The 23,672-nt window shown below is 71.8% G+C and carries 13 protein-coding genes and 1 pseudogene; 5 read left to right on the top strand and 9 right to left on the bottom strand.

Annotation, left to right across the window (positions count from 1 at the left end):
* The first annotated feature begins 22 nt into the window (after positions 1 to 22).
* The 4 genes from ACQP6G_RS05620 (at position 23) to ACQP6G_RS05605 (ending at position 5,703) form a co-directional block, all read left to right on the top strand.
* Positions 23 to 880: a pyruvate, water dikinase regulatory protein gene (locus ACQP6G_RS05620; protein WP_429763253.1), complete on the top strand. Its 858-nt coding sequence runs from the start codon at positions 23 to 25 to the stop codon at positions 878 to 880.
* 47 nt (positions 881 to 927) lie between these two features.
* Positions 928 to 3,318: a phosphoenolpyruvate synthase gene (gene ppsA, locus ACQP6G_RS05615; protein WP_429763251.1), complete on the top strand. Its 2,391-nt coding sequence runs from the start codon at positions 928 to 930 to the stop codon at positions 3,316 to 3,318.
* 225 nt (positions 3,319 to 3,543) lie between these two features.
* Positions 3,544 to 4,608: a proline racemase family protein gene (locus tag ACQP6G_RS05610; RefSeq protein ID WP_429763249.1), complete on the top strand. Its 1,065-nt coding sequence runs from the start codon at positions 3,544 to 3,546 to the stop codon at positions 4,606 to 4,608.
* Positions 4,609 to 5,055: 447 nt separating this feature from the next.
* On the top strand, positions 5,056 to 5,703 hold the full coding sequence (locus ACQP6G_RS05605) for a hypothetical protein (RefSeq protein ID WP_429763247.1): 648 nt from the start codon (positions 5,056 to 5,058) through the stop codon (positions 5,701 to 5,703).
* A 419-nt stretch (positions 5,704 to 6,122) separates the two neighbouring features.
* Here the strand turns inward: ACQP6G_RS05605 and ACQP6G_RS05600 are convergent, their stop codons facing one another.
* From ACQP6G_RS05600 to ACQP6G_RS05575, 6 genes are read right to left on the bottom strand one after another with little or no spacing between them, the layout of a single operon-like run.
* The gene (locus ACQP6G_RS05600; RefSeq protein WP_429763245.1) at positions 6,123 to 7,523 is read right to left on the bottom strand and encodes a cellulase-like family protein; all 1,401 of its coding nucleotides are present in this window, start codon (positions 7,521 to 7,523) and stop codon (positions 6,123 to 6,125) included.
* Between the two features lie 5 nt (positions 7,524 to 7,528).
* A complete protein-coding gene (locus ACQP6G_RS05595) occupies positions 7,529 to 8,425 on the bottom strand; it encodes a carbohydrate ABC transporter permease (RefSeq protein WP_429763243.1) in 897 nt (298 codons plus the stop codon).
* Positions 8,422 to 9,348 carry a carbohydrate ABC transporter permease gene (locus ACQP6G_RS05590; RefSeq protein WP_429763781.1) on the bottom strand — a complete coding sequence of 309 codons (927 nt, stop codon included), beginning with the start codon at positions 9,346 to 9,348 and terminating at the stop codon, positions 8,422 to 8,424. Before ACQP6G_RS05590 ends, ACQP6G_RS05595 begins: the two co-directional genes overlap by 4 nt.
* 5 nt (positions 9,349 to 9,353) lie before the next feature.
* Positions 9,354 to 10,682 carry an ABC transporter substrate-binding protein gene (locus ACQP6G_RS05585; RefSeq protein WP_429763241.1) on the bottom strand — a complete coding sequence of 443 codons (1,329 nt, stop codon included), beginning with the start codon at positions 10,680 to 10,682 and terminating at the stop codon, positions 9,354 to 9,356.
* Entirely contained in the window at positions 10,673 to 13,129 is a 2,457-nt protein-coding gene (locus ACQP6G_RS05580) for a beta-galactosidase (RefSeq protein ID WP_429763239.1), read from the bottom strand. The genes ACQP6G_RS05585 and ACQP6G_RS05580 overlap by 10 nt, the downstream gene beginning before the upstream one ends.
* A 44-nt stretch (positions 13,130 to 13,173) precedes the next feature.
* Positions 13,174 to 16,485: a DUF5107 domain-containing protein gene (locus tag ACQP6G_RS05575; RefSeq protein ID WP_429763237.1), complete on the bottom strand. Its 3,312-nt coding sequence runs from the start codon at positions 16,483 to 16,485 to the stop codon at positions 13,174 to 13,176.
* 55 nt (positions 16,486 to 16,540) lie between these two features.
* Here ACQP6G_RS05575 and ACQP6G_RS05570 point away from each other — a divergent pair, with 55 nt between their 5' ends.
* On the top strand, positions 16,541 to 17,431 hold the full coding sequence (locus tag ACQP6G_RS05570) for a helix-turn-helix domain-containing protein (protein WP_429763235.1): 891 nt from the start codon (positions 16,541 to 16,543) through the stop codon (positions 17,429 to 17,431).
* A gap of 9 nt (positions 17,432 to 17,440) precedes the next feature.
* On the opposite strand, the gene ACQP6G_RS05565 is transcribed toward ACQP6G_RS05570, so the two are convergent.
* From ACQP6G_RS05565 to ACQP6G_RS05555, 3 genes and pseudogenes are all read right to left on the bottom strand, one after another.
* A complete protein-coding gene (locus ACQP6G_RS05565; RefSeq protein WP_429763233.1) occupies positions 17,441 to 21,031 on the bottom strand; it encodes a glycosyl hydrolase 115 family protein in 3,591 nt (1,196 codons plus the stop codon).
* A 247-nt stretch (positions 21,032 to 21,278) separates the two neighbouring features.
* On the bottom strand, positions 21,279 to 23,339 hold the full coding sequence (locus ACQP6G_RS05560; protein ID WP_429763231.1) for a family 43 glycosylhydrolase: 2,061 nt from the start codon (positions 23,337 to 23,339) through the stop codon (positions 21,279 to 21,281).
* A 190-nt stretch (positions 23,340 to 23,529) separates the two neighbouring features.
* Positions 23,530 to 23,672 (bottom strand): annotated as a pseudogene (locus tag ACQP6G_RS05555) (carbohydrate ABC transporter permease); the annotation flags it as partial.

Raw genomic sequence — 23,672 nt, 5'->3', positions numbered from 1 at the left:
CTGGACCCGGAGGTGACGGCGGATGACAGCACACCGGGCGACGGCCGGCGAAGAGGCCGGCACGCCGCCGACGGGCGAGCGCGCCGTGTACTTCGTCTCCGACGGCACCGGCATCACGGCCGAGACGCTGGGCGGCGCGCTCCTCGTGAACTTCCCGGGCGTCACGTTCCGCCGCCACACCGTGCCGTTCGTCGACACCGACCGCGCCGCGCGCGCCCTCGTCGCCGAGATCGACCGGTCCGCGGCGGACGGCCTGGGCCCGATCGTCTTCACCACGGTGCGGGCGCCGGCCGTGCGCGAGGAGCTCGAACGGTCGCGCGGCGTCCTCATCGACCTCCTCGGCGGGCACCTCGTCGAGCTCGAGCGGGCGCTGGGCACGACGTCGAGCGAGCACCTCGTCCCGTCCCACGGCGTCGGCGACCTGGAGCGCTACTTCGCCCGCATGCGCGCGGTCGAGTACGCCATCGAGCACGACGACGGGCAGAGCCGCCGCGCGCTCGACCTCGCCGACGTCGTGATCATCGCGCCGTCGCGCTGCGGCAAGACCCCCACCACGATGTACCTCGCGCTGCAGCACGGCCTCCTCGTCGCGAACTACCCCCTGACCGAGGACGACTTCCCGACCGACGACCTGCCGCCGGTGGTGGCGCCCTACGCCGCGCGGTGCTTCGGCCTCACCACGACGCCCCTGCGCCTGAGCCAGGTACGGCACGAGCGGCGCCCGAACTCGCGGTACGCGAGCCTCGCCCAGTGTCGGCTCGAGCTGCGCCAGGCCGAGGACCTCTACCGGCGCACGCGCGTCCCGTTCCTCAACTCCTCCACCAAGAGCGTCGAGGAGATGTCCGCCGTCATCCTCCAGACCATGAAGCTGCGCGGCTGACACCCCACGATCCGCACCCACGATCCGCACCCACGAAGGGACCGACGATGGCCCACATCCTCTGGTTCGACGAGATCGGCATGGACGACCTGGCCCGGGTCGGCGGCAAGAACGCCTCCCTCGGGGAGATGGTGTCCCGGCTCGCGGCGGCCGACGTCCGCGTGCCGCGCGGGTTCGCCACCACCGCCGAGGCCTACCGCCGGTTCCTCGAGCACGACGACCTCGCCGGCCGCATCCGCGCCACCGTCGAGGGCCTGGACACGGACGACGTCGCCGCCCTCGCACGGGTGGGGTCGACCGTGCGCGGCTGGGTCGAGGAGCAGCCGTTCCCGGCCGACGTCGAGGCGGACGTCCGCGCGGCGTTCGCGACTCTCGTGGCCGAGGACCCCGAGCCGGAGCAGGTGACGTGGGCCGTGCGTTCCAGCGCCACCGCCGAGGACCTGCCCGACGCGTCGTTCGCGGGGCAGCAGGAGACCTTCCTCAACATCGGGGGCATCGACAACGTGCTGCACGCCGTGCGCTCCGTCTTCGCGTCCCTCTACAACGACCGCGCGATCGCCTACCGGGCGCACCACGGGTTCGACCAGCACGACGTCGCGCTCTCGGCCGGGGTGCAGCGGATGGTGCGCTCCGACGTCGGCGCCTCCGGCGTCATGTTCACGGTCGACACGGAGTCCGGGTTCGACCAGGCCGTCTTCGTCACCAGCTCCTACGGGCTCGGGGAGGCCGTGGTCCAGGGCGCGGTCAACCCGGACGAGTTCTACGTCTACAAGCCCGCGCTGCGCGCCGGTCGGCCCGCCGTCCTCAAGCGCTCCGTCGGTGAGAAGGCGGTCGCCATGCGCTACGCCGCCGGCCGGCACGTCGGCGGCAGCACGGTGTTCGCCGACGTCGACCCCGCGGAGCGCGCCCGCTTCTCGCTCACCGACGCCGAGGTCACGGAGCTCGGCCGCATCGCGCTCGTCATCGAGGAGCACTACGGGCGCCCCATGGACATCGAGTGGGGCAAGGACGGGGTGGACGGCAGGCTCTACGTCCTGCAGGCGCGGCCCGAGACCGTGGTCTCGCGCGACTCGGGCAACGTCGTGCACCGCTTCACGCTCCGCGAGCGGGGCACGGTGCTGCTGGAGGGGCGCGCCATCGGGCAGAAGGTCGGCGCCGGCCGCGCGCGGGTGCTGTCCTCCGTCGACCAGATGCACGACTTCGCGCCCGGGGACGTGCTCGTCGCGGACATGACCGACCCGGACTGGGAACCCATCATGAAGCGCGCCGCGGCGATCGTGACGAACCGCGGCGGGCGCACCTGCCACGCGGCGATCATCGCGCGCGAGCTGGGCATCCCGGCCGTCGTCGGGACGGGCACCGCGACCGCCGACCTGCCCGACGGGCGCGAGGTGACCGTCTCCTGCGCCGAGGGCGACGAGGGTCGCGTCTACGAGGGCCTGCTGGCGTTCGACGACGCGGCGACCGAGCTCGACCGGATGCCCGAGCCACCCGTGAAGATCATGATGAACGTCGGCACCCCCGACCAGGCGTTCTCCTTCGCCCGGCTGCCGAACCACGGCGTCGGGCTGGCCCGCCTCGAGTTCATCATCAACCGGCAGATCGGCATCCACCCCCGCGCCCTGCTCGACGCCGACGGGCTGCCGGCCGAGCTGCGGGACGAGGTCGCGGGCCGCGTCGCCGCCTACCCCTCCCCGCGCGAGTACTTCGTGCAGCGCGTCGCCGAGGGGGTGTCCACGATCGCCGCCGCCTTCGCGCCCGAGCCCGTCATCGTACGGCTCAGCGACTTCAAGTCGAACGAGTACGCGAACCTCCTCGGCGGCACGCTGTACGAGCCCGACGAGGAGAACCCGATGATCGGCTACCGGGGCGCGTCCCGGTACCTCTCCCCGGACTTCCGCGAGTGCTTCGACATGGAGTGCGAGGCGCTGCGCCGCGTGCGCGACGACATGGGGCTCACCCACGTGCGGGTCATGATCCCGTTCGTGCGCACCGTGGCCGAGGCCGAGGGGGTCGTCGAGCTCCTCGCCGAGAACGGGCTGCGGCGCGGCGAGAACGACCTCCAGGTCGTCATGATGTGCGAGGTCCCGTCCAACGCCCTGCTCGCCGACGAATTCCTCGAGCACGTCGACGGCTTCTCGGTCGGGTCCAACGACCTGACCCAGCTCACGCTCGGCCTCGACCGCGACTCCGCGCTCGTCGCCCACGCGTTCGACGAGCGCGACGCCGCCGTCCGGGAGCTCCTCGGGCTCGCCATCGACGCCTGCCGCCGCCACGGCAAGTACATCGGCATCTGCGGCCAGGGCCCGTCCGACCACGCCGACTTCGCCCAGTGGCTCGTCGAGCGCGGCATCGAGTCCGTGTCCCTCAACCCCGACACCGTCGTCGACACCTGGCTCGCGCTCGCGGCCGCCGCCGAGGGGAGCACCCATGCCTGACGCCCCGGCCCCCGCCGCGCTCATACCCTCGACCCGACCCGAGCCGACCATCGACCGGTTCCTCCGCAACGAGATCACGACCCGGTAGGCCTCGGCCGGCGACTACACCTCTCACGACGGCGCCCTGGGGGGTGGGCCCGCCCGCGTCCCCGGCGCCGACCGACGGCTCGCGCGCGGACGTCGACGAGAGCCACCGCGTCGTCGAGGTGCCGTAGGGTCCCGCGCATGACCGACCAGAGCGGTGCCGCCGCCACCGACGAACGGCCTCGGATCGCGGGGCCGGTGCGGACGATCGACTACCACACGGCGGGCGAGCCGTTCCGCATCGTGCCCGAGCCGCCCGTGCCGATCCCCGGCGCGACCGTCGCCGAGCGTCGCCGGCGCGCGATCGACGACCCGGACGTCGACGGCCTCCGCCGCCTGCTGTGCTTCGAGCCGCGCGGCCACGCCGACATGTACGGCGGCTTCGTCACCCCGCCGGACGACGAGGGCGCGCACCTCGGCGTCCTGTTCTGGCACAAGGACGGGTTCTCCACCGCGTGCGGCCACGGCACCATCGCGCTCGGCGCGTGGGCGGTGCGCTCCGGACTGGTGCCCGCCGATCCGTCCGGGGTCACCGACGTGGTGATCGACGTGCCGTCCGGGCGGGTGACCGCCCGCGTGCGCACCGGCGAGGACGGCCGGGTGCGCGAGGTCGACTTCGTGAACGTGCCGAGCGCGCTGGTCGCCGCCGGCGTGCCGGTGGTGACGAGCCGCGGCGAGATCCGTGCCGACCTCGCCTGGGGCGGGGCCCTGTACGCGTGCGTCGACGCCGCGAGCGCGGGCCTCACGGTGGCGCCGGAGAACCTGGGCGAGCTCATCGCCCTCGGCCGCGAGGTCAAGGCCGCCCTCGCCGGCGACCCCCGCCTCGAGCACCCGACCGACCCCCGGCTGAGCGGCCTGTACGGGACGATCGTCGTCGACGACCTCGGCACGTCGCCCGACGGGGGCCCGCACCAGCGGAACGTGACGATCTTCGCCGACGGTCAGGTCGACCGCTCCCCCTGCGGGTCCGGCACGGCCGCGCGGGTCGCCGTCCTCGCCGCCACGGGGCGGCTGGGCGACGACCAGGTGCTCGTCCACGACTCGATCGTCGGCACCCGGTTCCGCGCCCGCGTCCTGGAGCACGTGACCGACCACGGCCCCGACGCCGTCGTCCCGGTCGTCACCGGCACCGCCCACCACGTCGCCACGTCGGTCTTCGAGGTCGACCCGGACGACACGTTGACCCCCGGGTTCGTGCTGCGCTGATCGGGCGGGACGCGCCGCCGTCCCCCTCAGGGACGACGAAGGCCTCGCCCTCCCGAGAGGGCGAGACCTTCGTCGACGAGCCGTCCGACGCTCGGGTCAGACGTTGAACGCGACATCTGCGCACTGACCTGCGGTTTCACCACGGCCTGGGGGCCGGTGGGGGAACCGTGGGGGAATCAGAGCACCGAGCGCTCCCCTGCCGCGACGGGGGGTGCGGAGCCCGACGGGAAATCGAGATCTGCGATGGGGCGTCGGCGACGCCACTACGTCCAGTCTATCGATGGCGCGCTCGCTCGGGCACCTCGGTGGCTCGATGACGACACGGACCACATCTCAGGCCATGACGGAGTCGCGTTCGTAGCGGCAACTTCGCCGCTCGTGCAGCAGTCCCGACCGCCAGGGCGCGAGGCCTGTCACGCGCTGGCGAGTCGAAGTTAGTCTCCGGTCATGTTCAACGAGTCCTGGCCGTGGAAGAGGGACCTCGCCGAGTCCGCGGACCGCCTTGAGGAGGCCCGGTTCGGACTTGCGCTTCGGCTTGACCAGGTGCACGACCGAGACGACGCCTACGAAGAAGAGACCGAAGCTGTGTACCAGGTTGAGCGCGACGTCATGTCCGGCGCCTTCGCGACTCGCCGCCTCATCGGGATGCCGTTGAAGGTGACCAAGGGGGCCCGCGCAACCAAGGCCACGGTCACGCGGTTTCCACTACGTGATGGCGCCACAGCGCCTGATGCCTGGGACGCACTCGGCTACCTGGAGATGTACGAGACGGCTACACCGAACACCGCAATGATCTCGGCGAACGAACTGTGCAACCTCTTCGTCCATAGTCTGATCTTTAGGCTGGCCTGGACGCAGGAGGGGCTCTCGTGGCCGGACTACAGGTCACTCTCTGAGGAGGATCCGCGGAGCGAGGCCACGCCAATGGAGCTGGCAGGGCTGCTGGTAGCTACCGACAGGTCGAGCAGCGCCCATTTGACCTTTGTCGACCTTCTCGAAGTCGTCCGCGTCTTTAGGGTACTGGCGAACGACGAGGTCGCTCAGGTCACAAGATTCCGCGATCGCCGGGGGCGATTCCACTCTAACGCCACATGATGATTGAGCGCAGGCGCGCTCGAATCGCACCGATGCGACGTACTTCTCCGTCTGATCCCCGGGCGGGTTCCGGTCAAGCCTGCTCGGCGCCGTTTGCGCAGGTCATGACCCTGCGACGATGACTGCAGGTCACGTATCGGGCCGTCGGTGGACATCGTCCACCGTACCAAAACGCGACATAAGCGCGGCAGGCACGATGAGATAGATTCTGACGCGCCCACAGAGAGGCTGAGTCGCCCTGACCTGCAGCGATGCTTCACGATGGGCTACGTTTTGGACGCGATTTGCATCCTGACCTCGTCAATCATCGATGACGACAGATTCCCAGTCGTCCGGCCGGCCTTCGATCCATGACGAGCCTCGCGTTGGGACTTTGGTCGACCGGGACCCGTTGTGCGCGCACGGACCCTCTGGTGCCCCTAGGCCCCGTTGACGCGCTCCTCTCCGACCCATGTCCGCGAGGCAGACGGCGTCGACGCGAACCTGCCCTGCCGGAGCATCGCGGTGCACTCGCGCTGCAGCTGCTCGTCGTCCCACATGGCGTGCTGAGGCGCGGCGTTGGAGCACACGACTGAGCCCCATGCGCCGACGGCGTCGGCGTGCCGCACGGCGTCGCGGCAGATCTGCGCCCCGACCGGCCCTTCCTCGAAGCGGGTGTCGCGCGGGGTGTAGCCCACCCAGCCCTCGCCGAGCACCAGCGGGATCCCCAGCCGCGCGGCGTGGTCGGCCGCGACGCCGATCCACTCGCGCAGCCGCTCGGCCATGGCGAGCCGGTGCGCGCCGTACCGGTCGTACAGCCACCGGTCCACCGCCTCGGGGTCGCACCAGTCGTGCACGTAGATCTCCGCGTGCCCGACGATCGAGGCGCGCCGCTTCCACTCCTCGTCGGCGGGCGGCGCCCACTCGGCCAGGCGCGGCGCGCCGGGCCGCAGCAGCTCGGCGTCGGCCCGCCCCTGCGGGAAGTCGGCGGCCTCGCCGCGCAGCGCGAACTCGCGCACCAGGACGTCCAGCACGCCGTACACGTAGGGGTGGACGCCGAGCACCTGGGCGTTGCGCGGCAACCCGCGCATCGCGGTGACGGGCACGGCGGCATAGTTCGGGCCGCACAGGACATCGGGATGGCGCGCGGAGAAGGCGGCGATGCCCCGTTCGAGCCGGTCACGCAGCTCCACCACCGGGTCTTCGATGCCTGGCAGCCCGGTGGTGAGGTGCCCCGCCTGGACCTCGTTGTGCGGCTCGACGTACGCGAGCACGTGGTCGAGGCCTTCGGCCTTCAGCAGGTCCACGAGGTCGGCCATCGCCTCGCCCAGCACGGTGAGACGGTCCTCGGGATCCACGGCCTGGAGGGCGTCGTACCAGGCCCGCTCGGCCGCGAACGCCGGGCTCTGCTGGTACTCCCACGACGACGCGATGACCGTCATGCCGTGCCGGTCGGCGCCGCGGAACAGCTCCAGCAGGCGGGCGCGGGCGTCGATCGTCGTGGGCTCGCGCACGTCGTACCAGCGCACCCGCGACGCGTAGCCGCCCCCGATCGGCCCCAGCCGCAGCGCCGTCGTGTCGATCCCGGAGCGGAACAGCAGGAACGGCATCGCGCAGACGCGCACGGCGTTGTACCCGAGCTCGACGGCGCGGGCGAACGCCCTGTCCAGGTCCTCGAAGGGCTCCCCCGGGCCGGTGCGCACGTACCAGGAGAAGTCCCACAGCGTGATCGCGAGCCGCTGGGGCAGGTGCGCCGGAACCGGCGCCCCCGACCGGATCGCGGACGCCTCGGCGCCGGTCACCATCCGCGTCGCCGTGCTCGTGCTCGTCGTGTCCGTCACCGTCGTCATCCCTTCACCGCTCCTGCTGTCAGGCCGTTCACGAGCTGCTTGCGCAGCACGAAGAAGACGATCAGGGCGGGGACGGCGGCGAGCACCGATCCCGCCATCACGAGGTCGTACTGCCGCCCCTCGGCGCCGAACAGCGCCTGGAGCCCGAGCGGAACGGTGTAGAACTCGGGCTCGGCGATGATCACCAGCGGCCACAGCAGCGTGTTATACGAGTTGAGGAAGCTCCACACCGCCAACGCCCCGATCGCCGGCCGCAGCAGCGGCATGACGACGGACAGGAACGTCCGCAGCTCGGAGCACCCGTCGATGCGGGCGGCGTCGAGGATCTCGTCGGGCACGGCTTGCTCGGTGTACTGACGCATCATGAAGATCCCGAACGCCGGCGCCACCCACGGCACGACGAGCGCGAAGAACGGGTTCGCCAGCCCCAGCTTCGCCACGAGGACGAACAGCGGCACGACGATGACCGCGAACGGGATGGCGAGCGAGGAGAACATCACGTCGAAGAGGACCCGCTTGCCGCGGAACTCGTACTTGGCGAACCCGAAGCCCGCCATGGAGCACAGGAAGACCGTGGCGACGGTGCTGACGAGGGCGACGACGGTGCTCATGAGCATCCACCGCCAGAACGGCTGGGTGGCCAGCAGGTTCGCGTAGTTGTCCAGCGTCGCGGGATCGGGCCAGAGCGTGGGCGGGAACGCGAAGATGTCGCTGCGATCCTTGAACGACGACGACAGAGCCCACAGCAGCGGCGCCACGTACACCACGGTGAGGAGACCGAGCACCACGTACAGGGCGACGCGGCGGGGCCGAATTCGACGGGCCGCGCGAGGTGCGGGTGCGGTCGCGAGCGTGTCGCGACGCGGCTCCCTCGTGAGGGTCGGTGTGCTCATCGGTTCCTCCCGACGCCGAACGCACGGGTGCCGAGACGGCCCAGCACGAAGACGATGACGAACATGACGACGCCGGCCGCCGCGGCGTAGCCGAGCTCCTGGCGCTGGAACCCGGCCCGGTAGACGAACATCGAGACCGACAGGGTCGCCTCACCGGGGCCGCCCTGCGTTAGCAGGAACGGCTCCTCGAAGATCTGCGCGGTGTTGACCAGCATCGTCACGGCGATGAAGGCCGTGACCGGCTTGAGCTGGGGCAGGGTGACGGCGAGGAAGCGTCGCACCACGCCCGCGCCGTCGAGCTCGGCGGCCTCGTGCAGCTCGCGGGGGATGTTCTGCAGGCCGGCGAGGAAGAAGATCGTGAGATACCCCGTCCACCGCCACAGCACCAGCACGACCACCACTACGCGCGCCCACCACGGGTCAGTCAGCCAGGAGATGCCGCCGACGCCGAAGAGGGCCTCGAGCGTGGCGTTCAGCAGGCCGTACTCCCCGTCGAAGATCAAGCCGAAGATCAGAGCGATGACGATCGGCGACAGCACCACCGGCATGAAGTACGTGAGTCGGAAGAAGTCCCGCAGCCGCAGCCCCTTGGCATCGAGGGCCAGCGCGATGAGCAACGAGAGCGGGAGCACGACGACCATCGCGAAGACCGTGTAGAAGGCGGTGTTCGCCAGGGCGGCACCGAAGCTCGCGTCGCGCAGCAGGCGGGAGTAGTTGTCCAGCCCCACGAACTCGGGGCTGCCGAGGCCCGCCCAGTCCGTGAGGCTCAGGTAGATCCCCGCGCCGACCGGAACGACCATGAAGACCGTGAACAGCAGGAAGAACGGGGAGATGAAGAGGTAGGGCGCCCACTGCCGCTGGTCACGTCGTCGGGGAGTGCCCGGGGTGCGCAATGCGTCCGTCGTCGGCGACGGCCTGGTCATGGTGCTCACGGCTGCACCTGCCTCTCGTACGTACGCACCCCGGCCCGCAGCGCCTCCTCGGCACCGACCTGTCCGTTGAGGGCGCGAAGGATGGGACCGCCGAGGCTGTCGCGCAGCACCGAGGCTCCCGCGGACTGGTAGAACACCGGCATGTCGGCCGCGGCGGCGGAGAAGACCTCGAAGACGCGCTGGCCGCCGAGGTAGGGGTCGGTGATCTCCTGGAACTCGGGTGCGTCGTAGAGGTCGACCAGGGTGGGCATGTAGGCCCCGGCGAAGTACCGCGCGAGCTGGCCTTCCTCGGTGAGGTACGACCGGTGCAGGAAGTCGGTCGCGGCGTCGGTCAGCGGCTGGTCCTTGAGCACGGCGAACGCGGTACCGCCCATCGTGGACGCGACGTGCCCGCCGCCCGCGAACCGCGGGATCGTGCGCGCCCGCCACAGCCCCTCCTGGTCGGGGGCGTTGGCCTGGAGGCCGTACACCTCGTACCAGTTGGGCATGACGGTGGCGACGAGCTTGCTGCCCTTGAGCGCTGCCGCAGCGGCACCTCCGTACGGGTCCGCGAGGGGCACGAGAGCTCCGGTCCGCACTCCCCGCGCCATCAGCTCGAGCACCTCGACGGACTCGTCCGACAGGACGGCAAGGTTGCCATCGGCGTCGTAGAGGTTGCCCCCGCGCTGCAGGAGCAGCTGCGTGAACCCGTTCACGATGGAGCCGTTGTCCCCGTTGGCCACCATGCCGATCGCCTGCCCGGTGTCCGCGGCGACCTCCGCGCCGATCTCGAGGAGCTCCTCCCACGTCCCGACGTCGGCCGGGATGCCGAGCTCCTCGAAGACGTCCGCGCGGTAGAACATCACCGAGATCGAGTTGTCCGACTCCAGGCCGTACACCTTGCCGTCCACCGTGTACGGCTGGGTCTTCAGGAGCCGGTCCCCGAGCGGAGCGGTCAGCGAGGACAGGTCGACGAACAGGTTCTCCGCGATACCGGCGCGCATCACACGGGGGAACTGGTCGATCACCAGACCGGCCAGGTGCGGCAGCGGTCGCTGCGCGACGGCCTGCGTCACCAGGCGCGACACGATGTCCTGGGGCGCGATCGATGTGACGTCGACGCCGAACGTCCACGCGCTGCCCCCGACGACGGCCGTGTCGGTCGCGGCCTGCGTGAAGTAGCTCGCGTAGCCCGGGTCGTGCGTCCAGAGCTCGAGCGACGCCGCGCCGGAGCGGACCGGTGCGACCGAGGTCGTGGCCGAGCATCCCGAGAGGATCGCCCCGCCCACGGCGCCGGCTCCCCCGACGCCGAGGAGCCGCAGCACGTCGCGTCGGTTCAGGTCCATGACGGCCCCTCGTCCGCGGTCAGCACCACGCGCGCCACGCGCACGACGTCCGCCGACGCCACGGTGATCCCGTCGGGCACGTCGCGCACCGACGGGTCGACCCAGACGCCGGTGTCGCGGCGCCAGGGCAGCAGCTCGAGCGTCACGCCGTCGCGGGCGACGTCGTCGCGCCACGGCGTGAGGTCGACGTCCCAGTCGCGGCCGTGCCAGAAGTGGTCGCTCACGACCTCGTCGCGCCCGTCGTGGTGCACCAGGGCGCGGCCGACGTCGCCCGTCCACGCGACCCGCAGGAGGGCGCGGTCGATGCCGTCGAGCGCGTCGGCGGGCACGTCGAGCTGCACGACGGCCGCGCCCGAGAAGTCGGTCGGCGCGATGAGGCGGTTCATCGGGCCGCCGGTGGTCGGCTCGGGCGAGGCAAGTGCGGTCGGGTGCAGGTCGGCCGCCACGCGGCGGTGGCCGGCGCCCGGGACGGACAGCGTCCACGAGGTCCAGAGCGCGCCCTCGGCCGGGCCGGGCACGACGTCGGCGCCGTCGCCCGACGCCGTCAGGGCGGCCGGCGCGGGCAGCAGCGACACCGTGGCCGTCGGGTGCTCCGCGTGCGCGACGAGTGCCCCGTCGAGCGCGTGGACCGGGACGTCGGAGAGCACCAGCCGCTCGCGCCCGAGGACGTCGAGCCGGTACAGGCGGTTCGCGGACGCCTCGTCGAGCACGAGGACGTCGACCTCCCCGGACGAACCACGCAGGCTCACGACCGTGTCGGGCCCGGGCTGCGCGGTCAGGTCGAGGACGGTCGCGTCGTCCTCGGCGCGCGCCTCCACCGTGCCGGTCGCGGCGACGTCGCCCTCCAGCACGAGCTCGACGGGCACGCCGTCGGTCGCGACGAGCACGACGACCTCACGGTGCTGGTCGTCTCCAGCGTCGTCGACGGCGATCCGCGTGAGCAGGTGCGCCGTCGCGCTGCGCAGCACCAGCCCGTCGGCGAGCGGGTACCGCACCGGCCACGCGACCGACACACCGGCCGGCAGGTCCACCGGCCGCGACGGCACCGTGACGGTCGCGTCGTCCAGCTCGACCTCGACCTGCACGCCCGGCTGCGTGTCGAGCGGACGGCGTGCCGGCTGGTAGGTGGTGGCGAAGACGTACCCGCGCCGGCCGTCGGAGCGCACGGACCAGCGCAGCTCAGCGGTGTCGTCGCTGCCTCCGCCCACGGTCGTCGTCATGGCCGCCAACGCCGCGCCGTCGGCCTGGAGCCACAGGTGCTGACGCCGCAGCAGGTGATGATGCGGGCGAACCTGCCCGTGCTCGCCCACCGGGGCGCCGAAGTCGTAGGTGCGGGTGGGCACGTCGTTCGGGTACCCCGTCGCGTGCGACTCCTGCTCCGTGCCGTGCTCCCCGACCCGCTGGGTGCCGCCCGCGTACATGTAGTACCCCTGCCAGACCGACCCGCTGCCGATCTTCGCCAGCGCGAGGGCCGCCACGTCCTGCGGCGTCACCAGCGGCCGGCGGTGATAGGCCACGTGCATCCCGCCGCCCAGCTCGCAGGTCGCGTACGGCAGCGCGTGGTCGTCCGGCGCCACGGCCCCGGGGCCGCCGTCGTCGAGCCTGATGCCGTCCAGCGCCTCGCGCAGGTCCGCGCCCACCGACAGGTCGTCGCGCACCGTGCTGTACCGGAAGTGCACCGGCGAGAACGCCGGCCACTCGGTCTCGGTGTCCTCCCAGAACCCGTCCGCGTACGCGCTGTACACCGGCAGCAGGGAGGGCGGCACCTGCGCGCCGCCCCAGCCCGTCGCCGTCCACACCGGCACCCGCAGCCCCGCCTCCTCGGCCAGGGTGCGCAGGGTGGCCAGGTGCTCCGGCTGGTCGTACAGCTCGTTCTCGATCTGCACCCCCACCACCGGCCCGCCCTCGGCGTGGGTCAGCCCGCCCAGCTGCGCCACGGTCTGCCCGTAGAAGGCGCGCACCAGCTCCAGGTAGGCCGGGTCGTTCGTCCGGGTGGCGACCCCCCGCTCCACGAGCCAGTCCGGGAAGCCGCCGTACCGCGCCTCCCCGTGCGCCCACGGGCCCATCCGCACCACCACGTCGAGGCCGTGCCGCCCCGCGAGCTCCACGAACGCCCGCAGGTCCAGGTTGTCGTCCCACCGGAAGTCCCCCGGCGCCGGCTCGTGCGCCTGCCAGAACACGTACGTCGCCACCGAGTCCAGCCCGCCGGCCCTCGCGTGCCCCAGCACCTCCGACCACCGCTCGCGCGGGATCCGGGCGTAGTGCACCTCCCCCGTCACGGGGAACCAGGGGCGCCCCGCCCTCGCGAGGTAGCGGCTCGTGACCTCGACCCGGTCGGCGGCACCGACAGGGTCGCCCTGCTCGAGGCGGGTACGGAGCGGCGGGGACGGGCGGGTGACCCGCATGCGGTGCGTGACGGTCCGCGCGCTCGGTGGGGCGTCGGTCATGTCTCTCTCCTTCGAGATGCCTGGGGACGTGCGTGGCCGAGCGGTCAGGCCGACGCGGGCGCGGCGACGAGCCGGTCCAGGGCGGCGAGCTGGTCGTGGAGGGCGCGGACCCGGTCGTCGTGGTCCTGCTGCACGTCGCGGGTGAACAGCAGCATCGTGGGCAGCGAGGTCGCGAAGTAGTCGAGGGTCGCGTGGCGGCCGGCCTCCTCCTCGACGTACCGCGCGAGCCCGTCGCGCAGCCGCCGCGCCTCCTCGTCGCGCCCGAGCCGGCGAAGGGCGAGCACGGAGGCCGCCGTCCGCTCCGAGAACTCCTGGACGGCCATGCCCTCGAAATCGCCCTGCTGGTGGGCCGCGGTGCTCCAGGCGTCCCGGGCGTCGTCATGGCGGCCGAGGGCCGCGAGCGCGTCGCCGAGCAGCAGGTGCACGTCGGCGGTGTTGGCGAGCGGGTGGCGCGCCTCCCCGAGGGTCGTGGGCGGGGCCAGGGCGGCGATGGCGTGAGCGCGCGCGGTCCCGGCGTCGCCGTCGGCCAGCGCCTGCCGGCCCAGGGCGAGGTGCGCAGCGTCCCAGGCCGCGAGCACCTGCCCCTCGCCGCCCTCCCAGGGCTGGAAGGGCCGGCCCGTCAGGACGTCGAGCGCCTCGGCCGCGCGGCCGACGGCGGTGAGCAGCCCGGCGAGCTGGACGGACAGGTCGTCGCGGGTCGCGACGAGGTCGGCCCGCTCGCGCAGGGTTGAGAGGCGGCGTTCCGGCGACGTGCCCCGCCGCGCCTCGAGCTGGTCCGCCTCGTACAGCAGGCGGGCGTCGTCCGGCGCGAGCGCCCGGGCCCGCGCGTACCAGGCAGCGGCGGCCTCCGCGTCCCCCTGCACGTTGTGGGCGGCGACGCCGAGGTTCCGCAGCACCACGGGGTCGGTCCCGTCGCCCGAGGCCGCGACCTCCCAGGCCGCGATCGCCTCCGCGCGCCGCCCCGCCGCGTACAGGCGGTGGCCCGCCAGGCCCGCGACCAGCGGGTCCTCGGGCCAGGCGCGGCGCAGCCGCGCCAGCATGTCGTCGTCGGTCGCGGCGGGGAACGCCCAGTCCCGCGGGGTGCGCCGGGCCCGCTCGAGGGCGTCGGCGGCGGCCGCGCGGTCGCCGCGCGTCAGCTCCAGGTCGGCGCGGTGCAGCAGGGCGAGCGCCCGCACGTCGCGCTGGCCGCGCGGCGACGGCCGGGTGGCGACGTCCTCCAGCAGCTCGACCGCGACCGTAGTCTCGCCCACCGACGCGTGCTCGAGCGCGACGTCGAGCGCGATAGTCGGGTCGGACGTCGGCGTGACGTCGAGCCCGAGCCGGGCGCCGAGGTCGCGCGCCCACGCGTCGAGGGCGTCGAGAGCGAGCGTCCCGCGCGCCAGGTCGCGGGCGCCGTCCACGTCCCCCGACCTCGACGCCGCGACGGTCGCGAGGTTGCGCCCCTGGACGTGCTCGGGGCTGCGGCGCAGCAGCGCGTCGAGCTGTTCCGTCGCGTCGGCGTGACGCCGTTCGGCGAGGTCGAGCCGCGCGGTCGCGACGGCGGCCGCGTCCCGCCATGCCTGGTCCCACGACGCGGTGCCCAGCGCCTCGCGCGCCTGCGCTGTCCTGCCCTGCCGGGCGAGGACGACGCCCAGCCGGTAGTGCGCTTCGCCGTCGCGCGGGTTGGGGTTGCGCACCGTGAGGCGCGCCGTCGCGGTGCGCAGCAGGCGCTCGGCCTCGTCCAGGCGCCCCGCACGCGTCCGCCGGGCCGCGAGCGCCGTGGCGCAGCGGGCGTCTCCCGGGTCGCGGCACAGCGCCTCGGCCCAGTACGGCTCGGGCGACCGGGTCGCGTGGCGGTACTGGTCCAGGTGGAGGCCGGTGACGTAGAGCTCGTCGACCGTGTCGATCTCCGCGGGTGCGGGCGGCTCGGTGGCCGGCTCCGGCATCGTCGCGTCGGGGGCCCGCTCCGGGCGGGGGCGCCACGTCACCAGTGTGGCGTCGTCGTGGGTCACGACGAGCTCGTACGCGGTGGCGTCGACGCCGGCCGGGCCGGTCAGCTCGCGCACCAGCGGGGCGCCGGGCGCGACGTCGGCGCGCTCGTCCAGCAGCACCTCGTCGCCCGCGCGCAACAGCACTCGTGCGCCCGGCCGCGGGGACGTGGTGGCGACGCCCACCCGCACGGAGGTCGCGCCGTCGTCGGGCCCGGGCTCGACGTCGAGCCGCACCGCCGCCTCGCGGGTCGCCTGGTGCACCGGGCCGACGTCCTGGATCGGGTACCAGTACTGCGAGAAGGCCGTGGTCTCCCCAGGGCGCAAGAAGGCGAAGTCGGGCTGGTTGTCGGTGAAGACGCCGGCCATGAGCTCGACGTACGGGCCGTTCGTGTCGGTGAGGTGCCGGTCCCACGCCCAGCCGAACGGCGCGTTCCCCCACGTCCACATCTTCTTGCCGGGCGAGATCCGGTGGTCCGCCCAGTGCACGAAGCCGGCGCGGGCGGCGTGGTCGTAGCCGCCGAAGAAGTCGTCCTGCGAGCCGAGGCACATGTACGACGTCGGCACGGGGATGTTGCGGTAGCGGTCCAGGCGGTCGCCGTCCGGGCGCTCCGGGGTGCGCCGTGCCGGGTAGTCGACGCCGTAGTAGCGGCCCGACGCCGCGGGGAACGTCGTGACGGCCCGCTTGGCGTGGTCGGCCACGACGGTGACGTCGGTGGGGAAGAAGGCCTGGTAGTCGTCGTGCACCGCCGCGGCCACGTTGGCCCACCACAGGAACGTCTGCACGTCGTCGGTCCGGTTGACGAGGCGGACCCGCAGCTCGACGAGCGCGCTGTCAGGCCGCAGGCGCACGCCGTGCATGCCCTGCATACGCGCGAACGGGTCGTGGTCGGAGCACCAGACCGTCACCGCGCCGTCGGCCTCCTCCTCGATCCACGCCTCCGTGGGCAGGAACGTCGCGGGCCGGTGGTGCTGCGGCCAGTTGAGCTCGACGCCGCCCGAGACCCACGGACCAAGAAGGCCCACCAGGGCCGGCTTGATGACGTCGTTGCGGTAGAAGAAGTCGTAGCCGCGCGTGCGGTCCAGGCCCACGTGGATGCGCCCGCCCAGCTCGGGCAGCACCATCAGCCGCACATAGGCGTTCTGCAGGTGGATCGCGTCCCACTCCCGGGGCGCCTTGGTCTGCTCCACCCGGTCGACGAACGGCATCGGGTACACGGCGCCCGACGACCCCTGGTAGACCCGCTGGTCCAGGTACGCCGGATACCTGTCCGGCTCGCCGATGTCGTAGGTGTCGATGGACACCGGCTCGCGCCAGCCGCGCACGAGCCGATTGGCGAGGCTGTGCGGGACGGGCGGCAGGACGATCCTCGACTCTTCTCCAGGCATGGGACGAACGTATGCGGCTTGACCGCACGGCACGATGGGCGATTCCCTGGGGCACATGGACGAAACGACAGCCGAACCAACGGGATCACTCCGGGACGGCTTCGCCGGCCAGCGCATGGTCGTCGTCCCGCGGCCCGCCGTGAACGCCGCGCTGTCGCGGCCCGTGACGAGCCGCCTGATGGTGACGGACGCGGGCTTTTTCCCCCATGCAGCCCGCCACGGGCGGTCTCGACCCGCGGGAGCGCGGGAACACATCCTGCTGGTCTGCACCGGCGGGACCGGCTGGTGCCACACGACGGATGGACGGTTCGACGTCCGCCCGGGCGACGTCGTCCTGCTGCCCGCCGGCGCGGCGCACGAGTACGGCGCCGCCGACGACGACCCCTGGACGCTGTGGTGGCTGCACATGACCGGCGGGGACACGGACGAGCTCGCCGCCGCCGCCCGGGCAGCAGCGGGCGGCCCGGTCTCACACCTGCGCGACCCCGCTCCCGTGGCCAGCCTCGTCTCGCAGGTCATCGATGCCCTCGACGACGGCACGGCGGGCGGGCTGATCCGCGCCACTGGAGCCGCATGGAACGCGCTCGCGATCGTGGTGGCGACGGGTCGCCGCTCCCCGGGCCCTGCCCCCGATCCCGTCGAGCGGGCGGTCGAGCACCTGCGTGCGACGTCACCACGCCGCACCTCCGTCGCCGCCCTGGCCGCGATGGTCGGCCTCAGCACCTCGCAGCTCGGCGCACGGTTCAGGACCCAGGTGGGCACGTCACCGCTGCAGTACCAGGCAGGTCTCAGACTGGCCCGCGCACGGGAGCTGCTGGACGCCACCGACATTCCCGTCGCCGCCGTCGCGCAGGCGTGCGGATTCGACGACCCGCTGTACTTCTCCCGTCAGTTCGCCCGCACGCACGGCGTGTCCCCGTCGGCCTACCGCACCCGCACTGCCTGACCTTCGGGTCTACTCCGGCCACTCTCCGTCGGTCGGCGGACGCTCTTGCGTGCGCGTGAGATAGAGACGGGCGATCCGCAGCCCGCTCTTGCGAGCGTGGACTGAGAGCACATGCCGGCCTTCGTCGAGATCGAGCTCGCTGAGCTCGATCCACGTCCAGACCTGGACCAGCCCGAAGGAGAAGAGGTCTCCTCCCCCGAACTGAGCCTCCACCGGTTGTGGCCGGCCGTCGACGCCCAGGACGAGGGAGTCGTCGTCGGCGGCGTCGAACTTGACCAGCACCCAGGCCGTGAACCGGCCCGAGGCCTTCACGTGCACCGTCAGGTGCACGGCGGGGGCCTCGAGCGGCGCACCCCAGCGGCGACGCGCCCCGGCCACGTGCAGCGCCAGGCCGGTGCCGCCCGCGGTCTCGGCCTGGGTGTGCGTCCATGCCACCTCGGGCACGTCCAGGCTGGGCGTGATCCACGCCCAGCGATCGCCGACGAGGGCCCGCTCGACATCGAGCGCGAGGGCTCCGCCCTTCTCGACCACGGGGCCGGTCGGCAGGGTCGCGAGCACATCCTTGCGGCCGTCGGGCCCGACACGGTCGCGGGCCGCCCCCAGCACGGGCTGCGGGACCACGACGTTGCGCACGAAGGTGGTCTCGCCGTCCCAATAGGTGCGCGGCACGACCACGGCGGGATGGGGGGCGACGTCCCGAGGGTCGACCCGGTAGTGGTCGCGCGCGACGGCGACGGGCGTCTCGAGGTCGGGACGGTGAGGCTCCGACTCCGGCCGGGTGACGACCGTCCCGTCGGTGCGCCGGCTGGGTGGTGGCCCGAGCGACGTCGGGCGGCGCTCCGACGTGTAGACCACCAGCGCCGAGAGCGCGAAGCCCTCATCGACCGCCACGAGCCGGATCGTGTGGACACCAGCGGTCAGGTAGGGCAGCCGGACTCGAAGCCGCTCGACGTTGTCGACGACGGCGCTCTCCCACGTTCCCCGGTACTCGTCGGTGGTGTCCGACTCCACGTCGACCGGCGGGTGGTCGTCCACGCCGACCCTGACGCGGATGCGTCCCGTGCTGTCGAGGTGGGGGTACCGGTGTAGCTCTAGGAGATGCGCGCCGGGCTTCGCCAGGTGGACCCGGTAGCCGACCGTGGCGCCACCACCATCACCGTGAACCTGGAGCAGGCTGCCGAGGTCTCGCCCGGCACCGGCGACCTCGCGCCACCGGGAACCCGGCGTCTCGTGGCACTCGTCGGGCCGGTCGGCCCGCAGCGAGACGTAACCATCGGCCTCGAGCGCGCACGGCTCAGCGGTGGTGGGCGACGGCGGCGCGAGGACGCGGACGGCGATGCTGACCGTACGCCCGTCGGTCGGGCTCGTGACGACGATCGTCCCGACTGTCCCCCCGTGCTGGGCGGGATTCACCAGGCGGACCCGGACACGTGCCTCCGTCTCGACGACGGCGGGCACCTCCCCGATCTCCAGCCACGGCTCACCGTTCATCGTCACCTCGATCGGGCCGCCTCCGGTGAAGACCTCGATCCATTTCTCGTCGACCCCGTGAGGCGAGAAGACGAGCTCGGGATGCTCCACCGGCCCGTCGTCCCCCCACACGACGACGCCGAGCCGGGGCTGTCCGACGCGGAGCGCCGGCCGCCCGGCCGGAAAGAGTGCGGTGGTGGGCGGCGGGAACGCCTCGGGAGTGAGGATGCCGTCCCACTTCCCGCCCGACATCACCTGGTTGTAGTGCGCGATCATGGCCCGCTTGTGGGCGTCGAACTCGCGGGAGACTTCGAGGTAGCGGTCGGCGGCTGCGTACTTGCCCTGCCGGTACGCGAGGGTGCTCCGATCCGCGTAGTAGAACTGGGCGTTGACCAGGTACGAGGCGTGGATCTTCATGCCGACCAGCTGGAAGAACGCGTCGCGCTCGGCCTCGGGCAGCCCTGTGCGCAGGGCGTTGCTCGTCCCGTACAGGTCGCGCAGCCGGTCGAGCCGCCGGCCGGCCTCGTCGCCGTACGACGTCTGCGAGAACGCGTCGCCGGACAGGTGCTCGATCTTGCGGACGTTCGTGATCTGGGCGAACTCGTCGTACAGCGCGGCGACCTGCTTGCCGATCCCCCTGGAGAAGTCACGGTCAACCCAGCGCTCGGTCCACGCCGTCGCGTCCGCGGTCGACTGCTCCGCTCGCGGCTTGCCCGCCTCCCAGGCGTGGCGGAGGAAGAACTCGGTGTCTTGCTCCAGGGGCTTGAGCGCCCCGATGTTGTCCACCCAGAGCGTCCGGATGCCGTGGTCCCACGCCTTGTCGAGCTCGTTACGCATGTGGGCCAGCGGCGTCGACGAGATGAAGAGATAACTGCGCGACGGCGGCGACCAGTACGAGGAGTGGTAGTACAGGCCGTGGCCGCCGGAGCGCTGCCGCTCGGCGGCATCGGGATATCGGCGGACGTAGCCGAAGCTGTCGTCCGTCCAGATCGTGACGACGTCGTCCGGCAGGTCCAGGCCCGCGTCGTAGAGGTCGAGCACCTCCTTGTAGGGGACGAACGTCTGGACGGCGTCGGCCGCCCGGTCGCCGAGCGTGTCCGCCAGCAGCTGCCGCTGGTCGGCGATCACCTGCTCGAGCAGCCGGACCCTGGCCCGCACCCGCTCGTCGTCGCTCAGGTGCGGGTCGGCGTCGATCTCCGCCGTATGGAACCCGGAGTCGTGGATCCCCCGCATCCCGAGCGTCCAGGTGACGTCGAAGCCGCCGTTCTGCTCGACGCTTCCACGCCAGTACTCGTGCAGCGCCTCGCGGTTGCGTCCCGGCAGCGAGTAGTCGTACTCGAGTCCCTCTCCGCGGGCGGCAGCCCACGGCTCCCACTCGTGCTGGTTGCTGCGCAGCAGCATGTCGCAGTGGCTCGTCCCCACCACGACGCCCATCTCGTGCGCGAGCCGCGCGTTGCGCGGGTCGGCGTTGAAGGCGTTCACATGCATCGCGGGCCAGATGTAGTTGCCCTTCAGTCGAAGCAGGAGCTCGAAGATCCGCTCGTAGGTCTCCGGACCGATCGTGCCGTCGTGCGTGTGCCGGCGCGCCCAGGCGTCCAGCTCCTCCTCGTCGTTCAGGAAGATGCCGCGGAACTTCACAGAGGGATGGTCCGCGTACGCGAGGTCGCGCGGCACCGTCACGTGGTCACGGCGTCTGACCGGGACGTCGGCGAACCAGTGCCACGGGGAGACCCCGGCCGCCTCCGTGAGGTGGTAGACGCCGAAGACCGCGCCGCGCCGGTCCGACCCGACGGCGAACAGCCGGTCGCCGACCACGCGGAGCACGAAGGCCTCCCAGCGCGCCCGGCCGTCCGGTGCGTACAGAGGTGCGAGATCGAGCTCGCCCGAAGCGACAGCGTCGCGCACGATCGGCGAGTCGACAGTTCCCACGACGATGGAGACATCGCCTCCGGCGCCGGCGGCGGTCGTGAGCCGGACCGACGCTCCCGCGCAGATGCGACCGAGGTCGGCCGCCAGGTGCGCGGCAGCGCGTCCGATCGCCGAGTCGTCGGTGTCCGCCACCACGGCGGTCGGTGCCCCTGGGGCGGCGAGGACGAGTCCGGAGGTGACGTCGTCGAGGAGCAGTGTCATGCGAAACCTTCGTGATCGGGGACGCCGGAGAGTCGCGGCGCACGGGTCGAGGGTGCTCCGTGGCCGGGCAGGCCAGGACGCGATGTGCGAAATGTGGGCCGCGTCCTGGTCGTCGAGGGTGCGCCGCCAGAACTCGTCAAAGTCGGCAGGTTCGGCGCCGTACCGCTCGAACTGGTCGTGCGGCAGATCGAACTGGGGCACCGGGGTGCCGTTTCATGATCGCTCGATGCCCGGGCCCACCTGTCCGTCAATCCGCCGAGCCGATGCGCGTGAGCGAGAACTGGTCGACCCGCAGCAACTCGCCGCCGGCGCCACCTGCGGCCTCGACACTGACGGTCACGTGGCCCGCGGTGAGCAACAGCTCGTCCATCTCGCGTGCCTGCCAGCCGCCGCCGGTGTTCCTGAGATCCAGGAGGTAGTCCTCGCCGGCCCGGCCGGTGATTCGGACCCTCGCCCGGTCGAGATCGCCGACGGTCGAGGCCTGGACCTCGAGTCGGTACCTGCCCACCGGCGCGTCGATCTTCTGTGTGACCGCGCCGGAGAACGACTCGGCGCTGCCGAGCTGCAGGGCAAACCTCGAGGAGTTGGCTCCGGGTGAGACGTTCCGGACGAACGAGCTCGACGAAGACTCGGGATCGACGACCGTCGTCCATCCGGTGATCGCCGAGACCGTGACACGGTCCGCGGCGAAGTCTGGGTTGAGCACGTAGTTGTTGTCGTCGCCCACGGTCCACTGCCCGGTGACGGCATTGAGCCGCCAGTGGCTCAGGGAGTTGAACTTCGGCCCGCCTCCCCCGGCGGCCGACAGAGGCACCCACTGGTTGTAGCCGATGCCGTTCCAGGCGAAGTCCGCCCAGCGGTCGCCCGCGTAGACGACCGTGTCCTGCTTCTTTCCGTAGACGGTGAAGAAGAACCCGCTCTGGGTCACGTGACTGTAGTCCATCTCGGTTCCGGGAAGGACGAACTCCTCGGAGTACTCGCCGAGGATGTCATCGGTCTCTGACCGGATCAGGTAGGTCGGCGAAGTGTTCCAGCCGTGGAGGGCGGATGTGGCGATGTAGTAGTGGCCGTCGTACTTGAACATCGCGTTGCCCTCGCGCCCGGCCGGGTTGAAGCCGACCTGCTTCGCCGGTTCGACGCTGAGCGAGTCCGAGTCGGCGATCTTGGCGACGAAGGACCGGTTGCGACCCGCTCGGTTCGAGAAGACGAGATAGTCGCTACCGTCGTCGTCGGTGAACACAGTCTGGTCACCGGTCCCGGACGTCGGCGAGTTCTCGATCTGCGGCTGGAGGTTCGCGTACTGGAACACGTCCGTCGGGGAATCGCCCTGCAGGAACAGGACAGCCTGGCTCGTGTTGGTCGTCTGGTCGACGAGGCCGTTCTTGAACTGGATCAGCGCGGTGTACTTGCCGGTGCTTTCGTTGTAGGCGACGCCCATGCGGCCCATCCAGGACGTCTCTGCGAGGTTCGTCATGCGCGAGAAGCTGTGGGGCTCGATGTCCTTGGAGGCGGGGATCCACAACTTGGTGTCGCGGGTCGCGATGTCGCGCTCGAACGTCCAGTTCACCAGGTCCTGGGACGAGTACGCCTTGATGGCGACGAAGGTTGCATCACTGTCGTATTTGCGGGTCGGGCTGTTGTAGTACTTTCCGGCGCCGACGTACTCCACGCCGTACCAGTAGTACGTGTCCCCGAACCGGAAGATGCCGCCGCCCTGCGAGAAGATCGGGTTGCCGTCGGTGTCGTGCCAGAACGTGTCGTTGCGGATCTCGTGGACATCTCCCATTCCGCGAGGAACGAATTCGGAGGCGGCCCTCTGGAGGGCGTTCTTCGCGTCGACGACCGCTGCACGGGTCGCGCCGTCGTCGGCGAGCACGGACTCCGCATGAGTCAGTGCGGCCGTGAAGGCCTTCCACTCCTTCGGCTCGACGTCCTTTCTGTCGCGCGCCCGGTATTCCTCGACGAGGTCACGAAGACCTCGGGTCATCACGAGACCGTCGGCGACGTCTTGGAGCTGGCCCCTGACCGCCTCGCGCTCCTCGGGTGTCGGGTTGCCTTCCAGCAAGGCGGTCGCGCGCTGGCGTACGGGTTCGAATGCCTTCCATGAGTGCGCGGTGTAGTCGGCGGCGACGGCGTCGCCGAGCGCACCGTAGAGCTTGTCGAGGGCGTCCGGACCGGGTTCTGGTTCGGCGACGCCGCGCCCGTTGTCGAGCTCGGCGCGCACGGCGGCGGTCTGCGGTTCCGCGGCGGCCATTTGCGGCGCGGCGATCCCGACCGCGGCCGCGACGGTCGCCGCGACGAGCGTCATGGCCTGCAATGCTCGTAGCGTCCAGCGTCGTGCCGGTCCGGGGCATCCGTCGGCGTGCCGCGTGTCGATCGGTCGTAGTGTCACGGATTTTCCTTCGGTCGGCGGACGGCGTCGTCCGGGTGTTTGTTCCCGTCTTCGGGAACCGGGTCACCTGCCAGTGGGCGGCGGCCCATCGTGCCGAGCGCCGCCGTCAGCCCTTGAGGCCTTGGGTGGCGACGCCGTCGACGATGTAGCGCTGGAAGAGGATGAAGAAGATCATCACGGGCAGCAGGGCGAGGACGGCCATGGCCATCTGGGCGCCGTAGTCGGACACGGAGGTTTGGTCGACGTAGA

Origin of the sequence: Isoptericola nanjingensis (genome assembly GCF_050311635.1) — a bacterium.
In the GTDB taxonomy this organism is placed as follows: Bacteria; Actinomycetota; Actinomycetes; order Actinomycetales; family Cellulomonadaceae; genus Isoptericola; species Isoptericola nanjingensis.
Note: the sequence above shows the minus strand (reverse complement) of the source record. Positions and strands in the feature narration are given on the sequence as shown.